This window comes from Rhodoferax koreense (assembly GCF_001955695.1).
GTDB classification, from domain to species: Bacteria; Pseudomonadota; Gammaproteobacteria; order Burkholderiales; family Burkholderiaceae_C; genus Rhodoferax_B; species Rhodoferax_B koreensis.
The window spans coordinates 4729156-4745028 of sequence record NZ_CP019236.1; the positions used below are offsets into that span (position 1 = coordinate 4729156).

Consider the following 15873-nt stretch of genomic DNA (forward strand, 5'->3'; position numbering starts at 1 on the left):
TCAGCAGTTCGTTAGAAGCAACCAAGGCGATCAAGATCTTGTCGGTCCAGGAGGCGGTGCCGACCAGGATGGTCATGGTGCGTGGGCTCCTCAACGGCGGTTAACTGGATTGATATACAGTATAGAGAATCTCTGCTTCCTGCGTATGGACGCTTCCGACCTTTCCGACCCGCCATCTTCCTCGCCTTCAGCGGATACCACCACGTCCGTTGCGCCGGTTGCGCCGCTGGTGGGCCGGGGCGATCCGTTCGCCGAACTGAACGAGGCCCAGCGTGAAGCGGCGATGCACGGCATCGGTGCCGAGGCGGCCGATTCCCGGCCGCTGCTGGTGATCGCCGGTGCCGGTTCGGGCAAGACCAACACGCTGGCGCACCGGGTCGCCAATCTGATCCTGCACGGCGCCGACCCGCAGCGCATCCTGCTGCTGACTTTCTCCCGCCGTGCCGCGGCCGAGATGGAGCGGCGCGTGGGCAGCGTTCTGCGCCGGGTGCTGGCCGCCGGTCAGTCACAAAAAGCTGGCACGAACGCGGCGATCCCGGCCCTGCCCTGGTCCGGCACATTCCACGCCATCGGTGCCCGGCTGCTGCGCAACTACGCGCCGCGTATCGGCCTGGACGATGCCTTCACGATCCATGACCGCGGCGACGCCGAGGATTTACTGATTTACTGGGCCTGGTGCGCCACGACCTCGGCCTGTCGGCCACCAAGAACCGCTTTCCGCAGAAGGGCACCTGCCTGGCGATCTACTCGCGGGTGGTGAACACCCAGGACAGCCTGGCCGAGGTGCTGAAGGCCACCTTCCCCTGGTGCGCCCAGTGGGAAGCCGAGCTCAAAAAATTGTTTCGCGGCTACGTCGAAGCCAAGCAGGCGCAGAACGTGCTCGACTACGACGACCTGTTGTTGTTCTGGTCGGAGATGGCCGGCGAGCCGGCGCTCGGTGCCGAACTGGGTGCGCGTTTCGACCATGTGCTGGTCGACGAGTACCAGGACACGAACCGGCTGCAGGCGGCCATCCTGCTCGGGATGAAGCCGGACGGCCGCGGGGTGACGGTGGTCGGCGACGACGCGCAGTCGATCTACGCGTTCCGCGGCGCCACGGTGCGCAACATCCTCGATTTTCCGCAGCAGTTCACGCAACCCGCTCACACCATCGCGCTGGAGCGCAACTACCGCTCGACGCAGCCGATCCTGGACGTTTCCAATGCCATCATCGCCCAGGCCAGAGAGCGACACGCCAAGACGCTGTGGACCGACCGCACCTCGACGACACTGCCGCAGATCGTGCTGGTGCCGGACGAGGCCGACGAGGCGCGCTGGGTGGCCGACCGCATGCTGGCGCACCGCGAGGCCGGGCTGCCGCTAACGTCGCAAGCGGTGCTGTTCCGCGCCTCGTCGCACAGCGCCATGCTGGAGCTGGAACTGACGCGGCGCAACATTCCCTTCGTGAAGTTCGGTGGGCTGAAGTTTTTGGAAGCCGCGCACGTCAAGGACCTGCTGGCGATACTGCGGTTCGCACAGAACCCACGGGGCCGGCTGGCGGGGTTCCGGGTGGTCCAATTGATTCCCGGCATCGGGCCTGCTACCGCCACACGACTCCTCGATGCGATGAGCGAAGCCGCCGAGCCGCAGGACGTGGTCGAGAACTTCGAGCCGCCCGCGGCAGCGGCAGCCGAATGGAGGACCTTCGCCGCACTGTATCGCGCGCTGCGTGGCAGCACCGCCACCTGGCCGGCCGACATCGGCCTGGCCAAGCGCTGGTACCTGCCACACCTGGAGCGCCTGCACGACGACGCCGAGGCGCGCAAGGCCGACGTGGACAACCTCGAGCGCATGGCCAGTGGCTACGCCAGCCGGGAACGCTTCCTGACCGAACTCACGCTGGACCCGCCCGAGGCGACCAGCGACCAGGCCGGCATCCCAGGTCTCGACGAGGACTACGCGATCCTGTCGACCATCCATTCGGCCAAGGGCCAAGAGTGGCAAGCTGTTTATGTGCTGCGCGCCGTCGATGGCTGCATCCCTTCAGACATGGCCACCGGCACGGCCGCCGACATCGAGGAAGAGCGGCGGCTGCTGTACGTCGCGATGACGCGCGCGAAGAACTTCCTGCATGTGATGCAGCCGCACCGGTTCTACGTGACGCAGCAACGCGCCGGCGGCGACCGTTACATGTATGCGCTGCGCACGCGGTTCATTCCCGATGGCCTGTTGAAGAAATTCGACAACGTGACCTGGCCGATCGCAGCGGATGGCTCAAGGTTAATTGCGGGGGTGGCTTTCCCGGTGATGCAGGTGCGTGACCGGGCGAAGGATGCTTGGCGTTGAAGATCATCATGGTGACTGGCCATCCGCTCTTGAGCAGTTGAAATGAATCCTGTGGAAGCTCTACGCACGCCGGATGGTCGCTACATCGTCGTCCGAGGACGTCTATGGCGCGCAACGAATCCGTCGCTAGACCCGCAGATTCGCCAGCACTTGGTCGATCAACTGATGAAAGCGCGTCGGGCTGTTGCTGCTGCCTTGAAGACAAATCATGCAGGAGATTTGAAGGAAGCGCGCCAGCGCGTGGACGAGGCCAAACGTGGGCTCGGCGAGCGGGGGCCGGTCTGGTGGACCGATGGGGAGCCCGACCTCAACAAGCACATGGTGCGAACCACCCTCTACGCGGACTGGTACGCGTTGGTCGAAAAGACGCTTTGATTCCATTGCGCGGTGCCCTTCGGCATACTCTGCATCTTTCAGTGCAATAGGAACACCATGGCAAAAACTCTCGCCGCGATCCAGGAACAAATTCGAAAACTGCAAGAGCAGGCAGATGCTCTCAAAAGGAAAGAAGCCGTTGGTGTGATCGAACGGATCAAAGCGGCCATCGATGCTTATGGCTTGACGAAAGAAGACCTGTTCGGCGCCGCGCCTCCCGCCAAGAAACGCGGCCCAAAACCCAAGAACGCATTAGATGCGGCCGTGACTGCCAAGGCTGAACGCAAGAAGGCCGCGAGCGTGAAGAAGCCGCCATCACCCGCCAAATTCACGGATGGCACGAACTTTTGGACTGGCCACGGAAAGCGGCCGCAATGGTTTAAGGATGCCGTCGAATCAGGCAAAACCACCGAGGACTTGGCCATCAAGTCCAGTTAAATAGCCCGTTGTCGGAGGACCGAGGTGGCGGCGCTGAATCGACTGACACCGACAGGGGCATCGGATGGCGAAGCGGTCGATGAAGTTGCTGGGTGACCATGTGAGACCTGGTCGCTGAATGAATTCAGATGTCTTGCTTCCGTTACTGGATGCCTCTCCTCCTGGCGTTGGGGTGTACTTCACATCTTGGGAATCGGCGCGTCCTTGATCGTGATCTGGGGGTGGTCTAGCTTGTGACTACGCAGAAACATCAATGTCGATGGTCTGCCCGTCCCTTCCTCGAATCTTCTGAGTCTGCTCGCCCATCAGATCCAGCGCCATTTGCAGTTCGTCCGCCAATGCTTTGTTCTTTTCAGTGAGCCGGTCAACTTGCGCCCGCAATGAGGTCACCTCGCTCGATTGCACGCTGAGGGAAGGCGTTTCATTGTCCGCCGTCTCTGGCGCACCACTCTGCACAGCCTGCAGGCCTTTTGATTCGAAAGCCCCGGTCATTTCCAGCCAACCGTTCCGCGAATTTCTGAGTTCAACTTCTTTGGCGGCCAGTTCCCTTTTGAGCAGTAGCTGTCCCTCGCACGCCAAGCGTTGCTGAAATACTGCTTCCTCCGTGCGTCGAAGAGTGTCCTTGATCTCGCGCTTCTTCTCCTTCAGCTGCAGTTGAGTCTGTTGCAGAACGACTTGGCATTTCGTCAGCTCCACGCCGGCCAAGCGGGCCTGCTCCGACGAAAGAATCTGCGCGGTCCGAGATTGAGCCACCAAGCTGTCGCGATGTTGCAGTTCGCTGCGCAGGTGCATGACCTCCGTCCGCAGCGTCAGTGACGCCGCCTCCGCCTCGCGTTGCGCCGCTACGGCCAGATCCCGTTCGGCCAACGTGGGACCGATTTTCTGCAGCCCGTCTTCGATTCTCCGATCGCCCTCCACCGTCACAGTCTGCACATGCCGATGAAACTCGCTGCAGAGGACGTCGAACGCCTCGAAAACGCCCGAGTCCCGCAGGCTAGCACGCGCTGATTCGCGGAGCTCGAGAAACGATTTGAGGCCCTTGGTCACGACATCGGTGGACCCATGACAAATGGTCTGCACGGCCTGCACCGTCGGCTTGTTGCCTCCGCGTTCGATTTCGACAACGGCCGCGGCAATGGCTTCAGGGGTGACTTTTGTGGTGCGGGACATGGGATCTCCTGGTGGCGCAGATAGAGACTGACAAAAAGTAGGTGCAGAACTCGGAATGCTCGTTCCGGAATGCTGGTTCCTTCAACGGAATGGTCATACCGGTATGAATGTGCAGGGCTGGCATGGACGCCTAGGGACGAGGACGATGTCCACTAGGTCGGTCGGGAGCCTCGACACCCACCTCGCCTTCGTCGAAACCTACGAACTTGTCGGGTTCGACGTCGTCTTGCCCTGCGTCATGGCCGCTCGAATCAGGGGCGGCAATTGTTTCGTCAACTGTTGGTAAATGTTCTCTTCGAACGGCGCGAACGCCTTTTCCACCTCGGTTTTGACCAAAGTCTGGAGGTGCCGACGCATGTACTGCCTGCAGTGCTGCTCCAACACTTCGCTGAACGATGTCACGAACCATTCGGGTAATTGCGCCGGCCGCGCGGGAAAGTGTTCTTCTAAGTACTTCTGGGTCAGCAAGGGCACCTGCTCGCGCACGAAGCGATCGATCGCTTCCGCGGACAATCGCTGCAGGGGTGACGGCATGGACTTGGGACTCTTTTTCGGTGTGGACATGGTGTGACGGGAGTGGTTGGTTTGAGAGATTGAGACGACGCTCGTCTGCGCCGGGTTTTTGTTCCATCGACAAGATTGCATCCCCACCGAGCCTGGCCTCCAGGAACAGCTGAGCTATCAGGCTGGGCACCCGGCGGTTCCCGTCGAGCGCGAAACGCCTCTTGAGCTCGGCTGCACGCCTGCGGGTGTCGACCGCGAGCTCCTCTTCCAGAATTGCAGCCCTCCGCGCGTCTTCGGCGGGGGTGTTGCGGCGCCAAAACATCGGCAACAAAGGGGTAGGCGCAAGCATCTGGAGGACGCGAGCCCGGTCAAAGTCACGGCCGTACAGAAGTCCAACCAGACGGACGACGGTCGACTTGCGCTTGCCGCGCGCCGCGATCTGCGGGATGTCGAGCGCGATCCATCGGCGGGTGCACGATACGACACGCCCTACCGAGTTGAGGGTATGGACCATGTCCGTTTGGCTGCGCACCTGATTAGCCAAGACGGCTTGGATGGCGTGCTGGCGACAGAACTGGTGCACGTCCATGCCTGGCGCCAGCAAGCCTCCTGGCGCTGACTTCAGAACCAGCAATGGGCGTGCCCAAGAAGCCAATCGGGCGCGGAAGGGGTCTTCCGCATCAGCCCATTGGTGCCTAAAGTTCCACAGTTGACAGACCTGCTTCAAAGGTCGGAGTCCGAACGCGGCGGCACTGCACTGCTTGTTCGTCAACAAATCAATTCGCAGCGTCAGGATGTGCAGGTGCTGGCTTTCGCCGTTGCCGTGCCGAATCACCACAGCGGGCACCCTGCCCTCCATCCCTGGCAGCATGGCCGACTCGACTTCCAGCAAAAACCGTGCAAACTGTTCTGCCGACAACTCCTCGCCCGGGTTAAAACTAACGACAAAGGAATCGTAGATTTCCTTGAAACGAAAAAGCCCGGCAAAGGCAATGAAGCTTTCAGGGGAACCCCGAACGAGAGTGACCTCAGAGCGCAGCTCGCCTTTGGCGTCTTGGTCGCCCAAGAGATAGGCCATCGCCTGCAGAGGCGTGCCGTGGCGAGGGGATGTCAGAGCCTTCAAGATGCCCGTCCCTTCGATCCGCCACACCGCATGTCATCGCGGAGCTGTGTCAGCGTGGTGGCAATGGCGTCCAACTGCGCCACGACCTCCAGCAGAGGCCTGGAAAGTTCAGACGCCGCGTCTTGCGGCAATCCTTGAGTCAGCAAATCAATGATCTGTTCTTGCTGCATCTCGACGCGGAAAAGGACGCTCAGATGCGCACGGTGGATTGCGCCCGGGGGCCACTTGGGCGTGGCGCTTGTAGTGAGGTCCGCCATGGTCGCCGGCCGCCTTGGGCCCGCTACCCGCGTGAGGACTTCCCGTGCGAAATCCGAGAGCGTTTTGCCGCTTTGGCCAGCCAACGTTTCCAGGCGAATTTTCACGACCTTCGGAACCCTTGAATTCAGCGGAACCATGGGTGTTTTAGAAGGCTTCATGGTTGCGCTCCCGACGACTCAAGGCGAATGCCGCCGGCGTATACGCACGCATGCACTTGCTGCGAATACGGAAATCGAGACTGGGCAGGCGCAAATGTGTGTGGCCGAAAAGCAATCACGGCCCAGGGAGACCATCGAAATCGGGCCCAAACCGACGCCGAAAAAAGCGGTTTGAGAGGGGCGTAAAACCTCACGCGAACGAGAATGTCGACGACAAAAAAGTCTTCGAAATCACGAAGCCGATACGGCAATTCGCAGAGAGCGTGACGCTCAACCGAAGTTCTAACCTGACCGGAGACAAGGTGTTCGTGAAACTTTGACGGTGTAGCCGAGCGACTTTTTCGAGCGAAATGGCGGAGAAAAACCAGCCACTTTCGCAGGACCGCGATTGGGTTTGCGACCTGTCCGGCCGCATGTTCCGCTACCAGTCGGTCGAATCCCGTTCTCTCACGGGCAGTCCATCTTCGGCAGCCGCTGACCAAAAACACCCGGATGCCGGCCACCCTACGAACCTTGATCGGCGCCCTCTCGACGCTCAGCCGTTCATTTGCACCTAGCGGCGCGTGAGAAGTACAGTTGTCGACCGAGGGTGCGGGCCTATTCCCACCCGACTGTAGAACAAAGGTTTCAGCCTGAAGCCAGTGACGCGCCCCGCAACAACAAAGAGGGCTCTGCCGACCTGTGGTCAGGACCCTATGGACGGTATTCGGCTGATGGACGTTCATGTGCGCCTCTCCCCTGGCAGGGGAAAAAGTGCACAGCGACTCGTACCGGGCGGTTGATGGACAGACAGAGCCCCAGGCTAGCGCTCCTGGTCAGCGCACGTCTCGGGAAACCCGGACGCGTTGTACACCAGAGAGCTTGTGTGGCTGCGCTGGATAGTGTCATGCCTGCAATTCTAGACTCGTAAATCTCGCGATTTCGGCTGCTTGGGCGCTTCTGGGACGAAATAAATGGGCGTATTAGCGCGCCTCGAAAGAAACCAATCGATCAAATCTGGCGAGCCATCAAAGCCTGCAGGCACTTGCGGGCAACCCCGCGTCCTCCTCTTCTTCAGGGCCCGTTTCGAGGTGTCCATCCAAAAAGAAGAACGCGGCACCGACACAACCAAGTCGCGCAGAATTGGTGGGATACCAAGTCGGGGCGTCGCGGTGTCGAAGCTATTTCCAGGCCGAGTAACGCGCCACTTCGCGAGGGAATCGAATTCGCACGAGTCAATTCGGCCGCGGGGAAGCTCGTTGCGCCACCTCAGAGATCAAGGGACGAGCTGTTCCCGAAAACGGCTTATCGAACGCGTGCATTCGCGTCCTCGGCAAACCGAATGCCCTGTTCCCGAAAACAAAAGGAAATCGCGTGATCCGTAGCCCAGATTCTCGAGCTCGCACAGGAGTGTGTATTCAAAACACTCCCGACTTTCTTCTTGGCAGTCTGTTGATCTTCATGGGCCGAGGAAGGCTTCGATTCAAAAGCGAGGCTTTACACCTACTTCTCTCGACTTGCCGCGGTGATCATCGAGTTCGCCTGTTGTAAGTCAACGACAAATGACTAACCGATGTTCTGCGGAAAAGTCCTTTAGGGACTAACCTGCGATTTTCCGACTCCGCCAGCAGAGCACTTTGCCATGGGTTCTTCCCGCAACGAGTCGAAAAATTTCAACTGACTCGGAACAAATCTATGAGCAAAGCGATCTTGACACTGCTGTCAAACCCCACTGCTGGGGCCGAGAAAATCGAAGACATCAGATTCTTCAGTAGAGAAGATGGCAGCCGAGGACTTACAACCAAGGAACAGGTCGACGAAGAACCTACCGAAGCGCTCTATTTTTGGGACGACTCGGCTCTGCATGTTCCTGTCCGATACCTCGAAGGCAAACTCGATGCCACATGTCCAGCAGATGCATCGCTTAAAGAAGTCCAGGCCATGGCCAACATTGCAAGCGCATTCGGGTGCGTGACGGGCGGCGGAGGTTCTCCCATCGATGTCGATTTTCGGCTCAATCGTGACAAGCACGGCATTCATTGCTACTGGTCGGCGAACTCGAGGGCAAAATGCAACGATGCGTTCTTCTGGGCAGAGGGCAAGAAATTCGTCAAATCGACTAAGTCGCATTTTGAAGCGCACATGGACGGCATGGTCCTCTCAGAATCTGCGGACATTGCTCTTCTCTATCGGTTGAATGCCGCCATTGCCCTCGGTAAAACTTTTGAGATTCTGGAGTCCGTGCTTCCTTTGCCGTTCATGACGTTGGACAGTTTCATGACTGAACAACAGGAGGTCGGACTTTTGGGAGACGCCGGTGGAAAATCCTTTGTACGGTACCTTCTAGAGAATGTTCGATTGCTGGAATCGCCTGGTTACCCCAGAAAGTCGAAGACCTCGTTCTATAAATTTCTTCGGTCGTGGACTAGAGTTACCTGTGCTTTTGGCGCGCATTTCAGCATCGTGCGTTCGGCGGCCAGCGAAGTCGGAGTGAACCGGCATACAACGTTTCGGCCCAACGTTTCCATCATGCCTTGACCATGGTTCAGGGCGGGCGACGTTGTTGTTCAGTCCTTCACCCGCGGAAGCTCTGGACATCCGGACTTGTTGGTGTCGACGTAAGGTGCTGCCGCCAGTTTGCGGTTGATTGAGCCAACCTTGGCTGAAGCGGCTTGGCCTGCCATGGCGCGCAGGTCGTCGTCGTCGTTCCGCCGAAGCATCCGCCTTTGCCATGCCTCTTGCGCAAAGCCCTGGACCAGTGCCATCGTTTGGTGTTTTTTGTTCCACCGCGCATAGCCCTCGCCAAGGCCCCAACTATTGCTCGTCGCAGCTTATTCTGGAAGCGTCGAACGCAGTCATCGCCCACGCCCGGGAACGCCACGCCAAGACGCTGTCGACCGACCGCACTTCGACGACACTGCCGCAGATCGTGACGGTGTCGGACGAGACCTGCGAAGCCCGCTGGGTAGCCGACCGCATGCTGAAGCACCGCTAGGCCGGCTTTCCGCTGAACGCATGGGCGATGCTGTTCCGCACCAAGTTGCACATCGCCACGTTGGAGCTGGAACTCGCGGCGGAATATTCCTTTCCCGGAGTTCGGGGCGCAGACGTCGCTGGAGCAGGCGTTGGATCGCTACTTACCCGGGTCAAGGACAGATCCAAACAAGCCAGACATTCCGTATCCCATGCAAATCTCTTTGCTTCCGACACCATCAATTCTGTATCGTCTGCAAATCTTGTTGCGTGGGATGCAATTCATTCTGCATCCATACAGGACGTCGTCTTGAAACCGTTTGCCCCACGACCTATAGTTCCCATGCCCGTCCGCGCTATTTTCCGGGCGACTAGGCGGGACAAGATCGTTCGCTAGGTCAGGAACGTTTCGCATCCTGGCCGAACCCTGCGTACAGCTGACTCGAAGTGGGCGGCCACCATGGCATCGCCACGAGACACCGCAAAAAGATTACGCTCACAACTTCCGAGCCCTTTTGTCCCCCGTTCGCACGTCACTGAACCAGGCGACTTCTCAGGGTTACCGGCAGGCCGGAGGTGGACAAGACCACTGCAGTTCTGCAGGCTGGAAAAATGCGCTCCTGAAAAACCGACGTGAACGCACTCAGCGTATACGGACGCATGCACTTGCTACGCCAACGAATTTTGGGGCTGGGCCTGCGGGGATTTACGTGGTCGAAAACGAATTCCGGACTCGGTACAACCACGACTTCGAACAACAAACGAAGCTGAACATGGCACTTCGACTGCGGAAATTTCTCTCCGTCCACGAAAAAGCCGAAGGCCGAATGTTTACGAGAACGAAATTCCGATCGCGGTGATGCATGGCACGCGGGCAAGCTGCGGCCTTGTCGCCGAATGCGAAAACGTTCTACGTGATCGAAAATTTGAACCGATGGGAAAGAAGATCGACATCGAAAACATCATCGCCAGCGAAGTGGCCGTTCTGGCAAATTCGGACGATTCGGAATTCCACCATTCTTTTGCGCAGTCTGCCTGCTGGAAATCAATGCCGAAACGTTCAATCGACCTTTGAAACGCATATGAAGACTGACCCTGTCCCAGGTTTCCGTACCGTTTGGTAACAGAACGACCGGCATGATGAAGGCCCTAGTCGGGCTAGGAGGATGTCATGAAGGAGAGCAAGTTCACTGAAGATCAGCTCGCCTTTGCGTTGAAGCAGGCGGAGCTGGGCACCAGCGTTGAAGAGGTATGTCGCAAGATGGGCATCAGCGACGCGACCTTCTACGTCTGGCGCAAGAAATACGCGGGCGTGGGGCCATCCGAACTGCGTCGGCTGCGCCAGCTTGAGGAGGAGAACCGCAAGCTCAAGCAGATCGTGGCCGATCTGAGCCTGGACAAGGCCATGCTGCAGGCGGTGGTGGCAAAAAGGCTTTGAGGTGTTAGGGGGGGTGCGGATAAAAACTTGGACTGGTTTTTGCCGCACCCTCGCCGGCTCAGGGTTGCGTGGAAATTAACACCGAATCCGGCTTTTCTTCGGTCAAGAAATAGGCGAATCCCATGGCTGGCAACGCTGTACCGAGCAGAGCGACTCCTCTCCAGCCGAACCCGTAATAGGTCCACCCGCCGAGCGCAGAGCCTATCGCACCGCCCGCGAAGAAGGTGGCCATAAACAGGCCGTTCAATCGCCCACGGATCTCCGCCTTCAAGGCATAGATCGCGCGCTGACCGAAGACGAGATTTGCAGAGACGGCAAAATCGAGAGCGATGGCTGCGACGACGAGCAATCCGACAGATCGTAGACTGCCGCCATGAATCAGAGCAGTCGAAGAGAAGGCAAGCGCCGCTAGCAACAGCGCCAACCCAGTGCCGAGCCTACTGAACCCTTGGTCGGCCAATCGCCCCGCTAATGGCGGGGCCACGGCACCCGCCACGCCGGCCAACGCCACCCAGGCAATGTCGCTCTGGGTCAGGTGGAACTGAGGCCCGCTCAGCCATAGCGGCACTGCGGTCCAGAACACGCTGAATGTGCCGAAGAGAAAGGCATGGTAGAACGCGCGTCGCCGGAGCACGGGGGTAGAGGTGAAAATCTCACCCATCGATCGCAGCATTGCGCCATAGGTCAGACCTGGCTCTGGCACGCGTTCTGGCAATATTGATCTCAACGCCATCAGTAGCGCGGCCATGAGTACCGCTGACGCCGCGAAGACGGCCCGCCAGGAGAACCATTGTGCGACAGCGCTGGATACCGGGCGGGCCAGCATGATGCCCAGCATCACGCCGCTCACGACCTTCCCTACAGCCCTTCCTCGCTCTTTTTCGGGTGCGAGAAACGTCACATACGGAACAAGCACTTGTACGGCGGTGGCGCTCACGCCGACGAAGAAGGCACCGAACAGGTACGGTCCCGGATGATCGAGCATGGACAGCGCGGTCAGGCAAAGCGCCTCGAGGCCAACAAGACTCATCGCCAGTCGCTTGTTCTCGACCAAATCCGCCAGGGGCACCACCATGAGCAAACCAAGGCCGTAGCCTGCAAGTGGCAGGGTCACCAGCAGCCCGGCACTCTCCTTTGGCATCCCCAGAGCGCTCGTGATCAAAGCGGTCAGCGGCTGCGCGTAGTACACATTGGCGATCAGGAGTCCGCAGGCGGTTCCGAGCAACCATTGGACACGGGTTGACCAGCGGCTACGCGCGAGGCCGGGCGACCGTGCGACGCCCGTCATGTCCGCACCGCTCTTCATAACATCTCGAAGATGCTGTAGACGGGGCCTCCCGCCCTGCGGTGTCCTATGCCAACAGCGAGGATGCGATTGAGATAGTCGTATCGTGGATCAGCCGTTTCAAACATCGGGCCGATGCGAAAGTAGTAGTCAGCTGCGTCCACAGCCTCCCCGGCCTCCATCCGCCTGATCACATCTACCGGGCCGTGGCGCAAGCCACGGTAGTTCATCGTGATCAGCGCCTCGTCATCGGTGCGGAGCACCAGACGCACATCCAAAGAGGTACTGCCGTCGGAGCGCACGGCCTGCCAATCGGCGCCCCCATCCAGCACCGTACCCGATAGACGGTCACCGAAGAATTCCCCGCCAGGCACCGTGCCAATGCGTCGGTTCACGCCGGGTGTGATACCGATGGGAATGATAGGGCGGACATCAAGTCGCATCACGAACAGCGGGCGCGTGCTGACAGTTTGAAGTGCTACGGGCAACTTGGAGAGATCGAGTTCAGACATGAAGAAGTCCAGGATGGAAGGCGGTCCGTGACGGGACCGACCGGGTTGGGTGTATCAGCCAAGTCACGCCAAGTTGCTCAGAGCCGTGAACGCTTCATCCGAGAGTGCGATGCGCGCGGCCGCCGCGTTCTCTTCGAGATGCGCCACCGTCGAGGTTCCAGGAATGGGAAGGATGACTGGGCTTCGCCTGAGAAGCCAAGCCAGTGCAATCTGGCTGGCTGAGGCGTTCAAGTCCCGTGCAATATTGCTCAGCACAGAGCCAGGCTTCGCGAGATCGCCTGCAGCCAATGGGAACCACGGAATGAACCCGATCCCGTGCGCCTCGCAGTATTCGAGCACATCCTCGCTGCCGCGATCCACAAGATTGAAGCGATTTTGAACAGTCGACACCTTCAACACTTTCGACGCCGCCTTGATCTCGTCGACCGTGACCTCGCTCAGTCCAGCGAAACGGATCACGCCGTCGTCCAGAAGTTGACGCACCGCCCCAAACTGTTCATCTCGTGGAACGGCCGGGTCTATCCGGTGTAGTTGCCACAAGGCGATCTGGGATACGCCGAGTCGCTTGAGGCTCGCGTGCGCCTGGGCCATGAGGTACTCCGGTCTTCCACAGGGAGACCACTGATCGGGTCCGGCGCGGGTCAGGCCCGCCTTGGTCGCAACAAGCAGCCCTTCGTAGGGATGAAGCGCATCACGGATCAGTTGCTCAGAAACATCGGGCCCATAAGAATCCGCCGTATCGATGAAATCGATGCCGACGGCTGGCAGCCGTCGTAGCGTTCGAAGCACTTCTGCGCGATCCTTTGGCTCGCCCCAAATCCCGCGGCCCGTGATGCGCATCGCGCCAAAGCCGAGACGGTGGACATCGATTTCCCCGCCGACCCTGAAGGTTGCGGCAGAAGCATCTTTCGACTGTGTCATTGTTGATCCTTGGAGTCTGCGCAGGTCTGTGTTCTGGTCAGGCTGCGACCGCAGCCTCCGCGTGAAATGGGTAGTCGGTGTAGCCAACATCGGTCCCGCCAAAAAAGCTCGGGCGGTCGTAAGCGTTCAGTGGCCAGTCGTTGCGGAATCGCTCCGGAAGATCCGGGTTTGCGATGAAGTGTCGGCCGAAGGCAACCAGGTCGGCATCGCCAGCCTGCAAGATGGCCTCAGCCGACGCCTTGTTGAAGCCACCGGCGGCAATGATGCTGCCCTTGTAGTGCTTGCGGATCAGCTGTGCCGCCAGCGGATCCTGGTTCTTGGTTTCATCCTCGATGTTGCCGGCAATACGGGGTTCGATCAGGTGCAGGTAGGCCAGGTTGAGCGGTGCCAGCTGCTGTGCTACGTAGGTGAAAAGGCCTTCAGGGTCGGAGTCCGCCATGTCGCCCCAATTGCCGCTTGGTCCGATACGCACAGCAACTCTGTCACTGCCCCACACCGAGATAACGGCTTTGGTGGTATCAAGGAGGAAGCGAGCACGATTCTCGAATGAGCCCCCGTACATGTCCGTACGCTTGTTGCTGCCATCCTGCAGGAACTGGTCAAACAAGTAGCCATTTGCAGCGTGGATCTCGACTCCGTCGAAGCCGGCTTCCTTACCGCGGCCGGCTCCCAGACGGAAGCTCTCGACCAGCGCTTCGATCTCGGCAATGGTCAGAGCGCGGTTCGGGGTATTGGGCACCCAACCCTCGGTGGTGTAGGCAACTCCACCGTGCAGTACTTCAGACGGGCCGACAGGAATACTGCCCGCCGGCTGCACGTCCTTGTTCGATTGACGGCCTGCGTGGTAGAGCTGCAAAAAAATCTTGGCGCCTTTGGCATGCACCGCGTCGGTCACGCGTTTCCAACCCGCGATCTGGCTGTCGTCGTAGAGGCCGGGAGCGCCGAGATAACCATTGCCGTTCTCAGCCGGGAAGGTCGCTTCACCAATCATGAAGCCTCCCTTGGAGGCGCGTTGACCGTAATACGTCGCCATCAGCGCGCTCGGGAGCGCTCCAGGATCGGCGCGCATGCGGGTCAACGGCGCAAGCACGACGCGATGTGAAAGCTGAAAGGGGCCGAGCTGGACAGGTGAAAGCAGTTTTGACATGGTTTCCTCGATTCTGAGTAAGGGTTAAGGGCTGGTCTTCAGTAGATCTGTACAGCTTGCGCTTTTGAAATGGGTGGCCGTGGCCGCACAGTGCGGACTTGTGTGTCCACCATCCAGGGCTGCGGCCAATGCATGGCGGAAGCTTAGTGTCCGGCCCTTGTTTGGGTCAGTACACTGGGAAACACTTTGGATGACTCGATGGAGTCGTTTCGCGATGCGGAGATAGAAATGACCAGAACCTTCTATCCGCGCGGCGCCCCAATGGCCATGCCGTCACCTGCTGCTACCAGGGGGTTCAGATCCTGAGCGATGCTGAAACAGCGAACAGCATCAAATCGGTCATAGGACGGTTGACGGCGGAGTGCGCGGAGATACTTTGTGTTTGAGCGCACCTGCACGACGATGTCGTTTGCAGGGCGGCCAACGATCTGCTGTGGCGTGGCAGCACGGGTGGCAGTTGCCAATTTTTGATGATCCAAGGCCAACAAGGGGTACGGCGAAATACCCGGACCACCGGGAGGTCATTGATACATTTCTACGAAGACAGGATTGAAAAGCTGTCAACCTCTGGGCCAGCCAGAAAAATTCCAACCCCCTCTCCCTATCGAAAGTGCTAGGCTCGACTCCGCCCATTGGAAGATGCACAGCTTGTACATCAACTGGATGATGTCCAAGCTTATGAACAAGCAGGTTATCTTGATTCATCAAGATGTCTCTACCACCGATAGGATCGAAAGGATCAACATGAAATCAGCAATTATTCTGGCTGCCACCTTGGCTACGGCATTGGTCGGTGCGTCCGTCCAGGCCGCCTCGAGTGACCACTCGTCCATGGCAAACTACAAGCAGGTTGTCGCTTTGAACGGTGAGTCGGCCATGCCCGCGCCGAACATGAGCGACGCGCAGGAAGCAAAGAGCAAGGCTCAGCGCGACGCACGCCGTGATCCGACCAAAAAGGTCGCGGCCACGCCGGTTGCTCACGGTGAAGGCGCCTTTCCCACCGGCGAAGGTGTCAACGCGAAGAAACCAGAGACGAGAGACGCCGAGTTGGAAGCACGAAATGCCAAGCGTGCAGAAAAAAGAGGCGGAAAGGCGCCGTTGGTAAAGGCCTCAGCAAGACCTGAAGCGCCAATGAAGCATTGAAGCCGCGAACGGAAGTGGCGCGAGGGTCCGACCCGCGATGCTGCATCGTTTGGTGCAGCGTTTGCCCTGAGGCAAACGCTGGCTTCTTACATGACTTTTCGGGTTTGGCGATAACGTCCCGCCT

General features: G+C 59.3%; 13 protein-coding genes and 2 pseudogenes. 7 read left to right on the forward strand and 8 right to left on the reverse strand.

Annotated elements, in window-relative coordinates:
* Positions 1-145 precede the first annotated feature (145 nt).
* The 3 genes and pseudogenes from RD110_RS21930 to RD110_RS21940 all read left to right on the forward strand — a co-directional run bounded on the left by RD110_RS21930 (position 146) and on the right by RD110_RS21940 (position 3138).
* Positions 146-2325 (forward strand): annotated as a pseudogene (locus RD110_RS21930) (ATP-dependent helicase).
* Between the two features lie 42 nt (positions 2326-2367).
* The gene (locus tag RD110_RS21935) at positions 2368-2700 is read left to right on the forward strand and encodes a hypothetical protein (protein WP_076201994.1); all 333 of its coding nucleotides are present in this window, start codon (positions 2368-2370) and stop codon (positions 2698-2700) included.
* A gap of 57 nt (positions 2701-2757) precedes the next feature.
* Complete coding sequence (locus RD110_RS21940; RefSeq protein WP_076201996.1) at positions 2758-3138, forward strand: H-NS histone family protein; 381 nt, start codon at positions 2758-2760, stop codon at positions 3136-3138.
* Positions 3139-3375: 237 nt separating this feature from the next.
* On the opposite strand, the gene RD110_RS21945 is transcribed toward RD110_RS21940, so the two are convergent.
* From RD110_RS21945 to RD110_RS21960, 3 genes are all read right to left on the reverse strand, one after another.
* Complete coding sequence (locus tag RD110_RS21945; RefSeq protein WP_076201998.1) at positions 3376-4308, reverse strand: hypothetical protein; 933 nt, start codon at positions 4306-4308, stop codon at positions 3376-3378.
* Positions 4309-4438: 130 nt separating this feature from the next.
* The gene (locus tag RD110_RS28140; protein ID WP_157900285.1) at positions 4439-5935 is read right to left on the reverse strand and encodes a relaxase/mobilization nuclease domain-containing protein; all 1497 of its coding nucleotides are present in this window, start codon (positions 5933-5935) and stop codon (positions 4439-4441) included.
* Positions 5932-6351: a hypothetical protein gene (locus RD110_RS21960; RefSeq protein WP_157900286.1), complete on the reverse strand. Its 420-nt coding sequence runs from the start codon at positions 6349-6351 to the stop codon at positions 5932-5934. The genes RD110_RS28140 and RD110_RS21960 overlap by 4 nt, the downstream gene beginning before the upstream one ends.
* A gap of 1674 nt (positions 6352-8025) precedes the next feature.
* Here RD110_RS21960 and RD110_RS28145 point away from each other — a divergent pair.
* Positions 8026-8868, forward strand: coding sequence for a hypothetical protein (locus tag RD110_RS28145; protein WP_157900287.1), 843 nt, complete (start codon positions 8026-8028; stop codon positions 8866-8868).
* 29 nt (positions 8869-8897) lie between these two features.
* Here the strand turns inward: RD110_RS28145 and RD110_RS28150 are convergent, their stop codons facing one another.
* Complete coding sequence (locus RD110_RS28150; RefSeq protein WP_157900288.1) at positions 8898-9095, reverse strand: hypothetical protein; 198 nt, start codon at positions 9093-9095, stop codon at positions 8898-8900.
* A 1142-nt stretch (positions 9096-10237) separates the two neighbouring features.
* Here RD110_RS28150 and RD110_RS28155 point away from each other — a divergent pair.
* Positions 10238-10378, forward strand: coding sequence for a hypothetical protein (locus tag RD110_RS28155; protein ID WP_157900289.1), 141 nt, complete (start codon positions 10238-10240; stop codon positions 10376-10378).
* A 96-nt stretch (positions 10379-10474) separates the two neighbouring features.
* A pseudogene (locus tag RD110_RS21975) lies at positions 10475-10735 on the forward strand (transposase); the annotation flags it as partial.
* Positions 10736-10799: 64 nt separating this feature from the next.
* On the opposite strand, the gene RD110_RS21980 reads toward RD110_RS21975, so the two are convergent.
* From RD110_RS21980 to RD110_RS21995, 4 genes are all read right to left on the reverse strand, one after another.
* On the reverse strand, positions 10800-12047 hold the full coding sequence (locus RD110_RS21980) for an MFS transporter (RefSeq protein WP_239467093.1): 1248 nt from the start codon (positions 12045-12047) through the stop codon (positions 10800-10802).
* The gene (locus RD110_RS21985; RefSeq protein ID WP_076202009.1) at positions 12044-12538 is read right to left on the reverse strand and encodes a DUF3237 domain-containing protein; all 495 of its coding nucleotides are present in this window, start codon (positions 12536-12538) and stop codon (positions 12044-12046) included. Before RD110_RS21985 ends, RD110_RS21980 begins: the two co-directional genes overlap by 4 nt.
* A gap of 63 nt (positions 12539-12601) precedes the next feature.
* Complete coding sequence (locus tag RD110_RS21990) at positions 12602-13459, reverse strand: aldo/keto reductase (RefSeq protein WP_076202011.1); 858 nt, start codon at positions 13457-13459, stop codon at positions 12602-12604.
* 37 nt (positions 13460-13496) lie between these two features.
* Positions 13497-14606 carry an alkene reductase gene (locus tag RD110_RS21995; RefSeq protein WP_076202012.1) on the reverse strand — a complete coding sequence of 370 codons (1110 nt, stop codon included), beginning with the start codon at positions 14604-14606 and terminating at the stop codon, positions 13497-13499.
* Positions 14607-15254: 648 nt separating this feature from the next.
* Between RD110_RS21995 and RD110_RS22000 the strand changes: the two genes are divergently transcribed.
* Positions 15255-15749, forward strand: coding sequence for a hypothetical protein (locus RD110_RS22000; protein ID WP_157900290.1), 495 nt, complete (start codon positions 15255-15257; stop codon positions 15747-15749).
* The last annotated feature ends 124 nt before the right edge of the window (positions 15750-15873 follow it).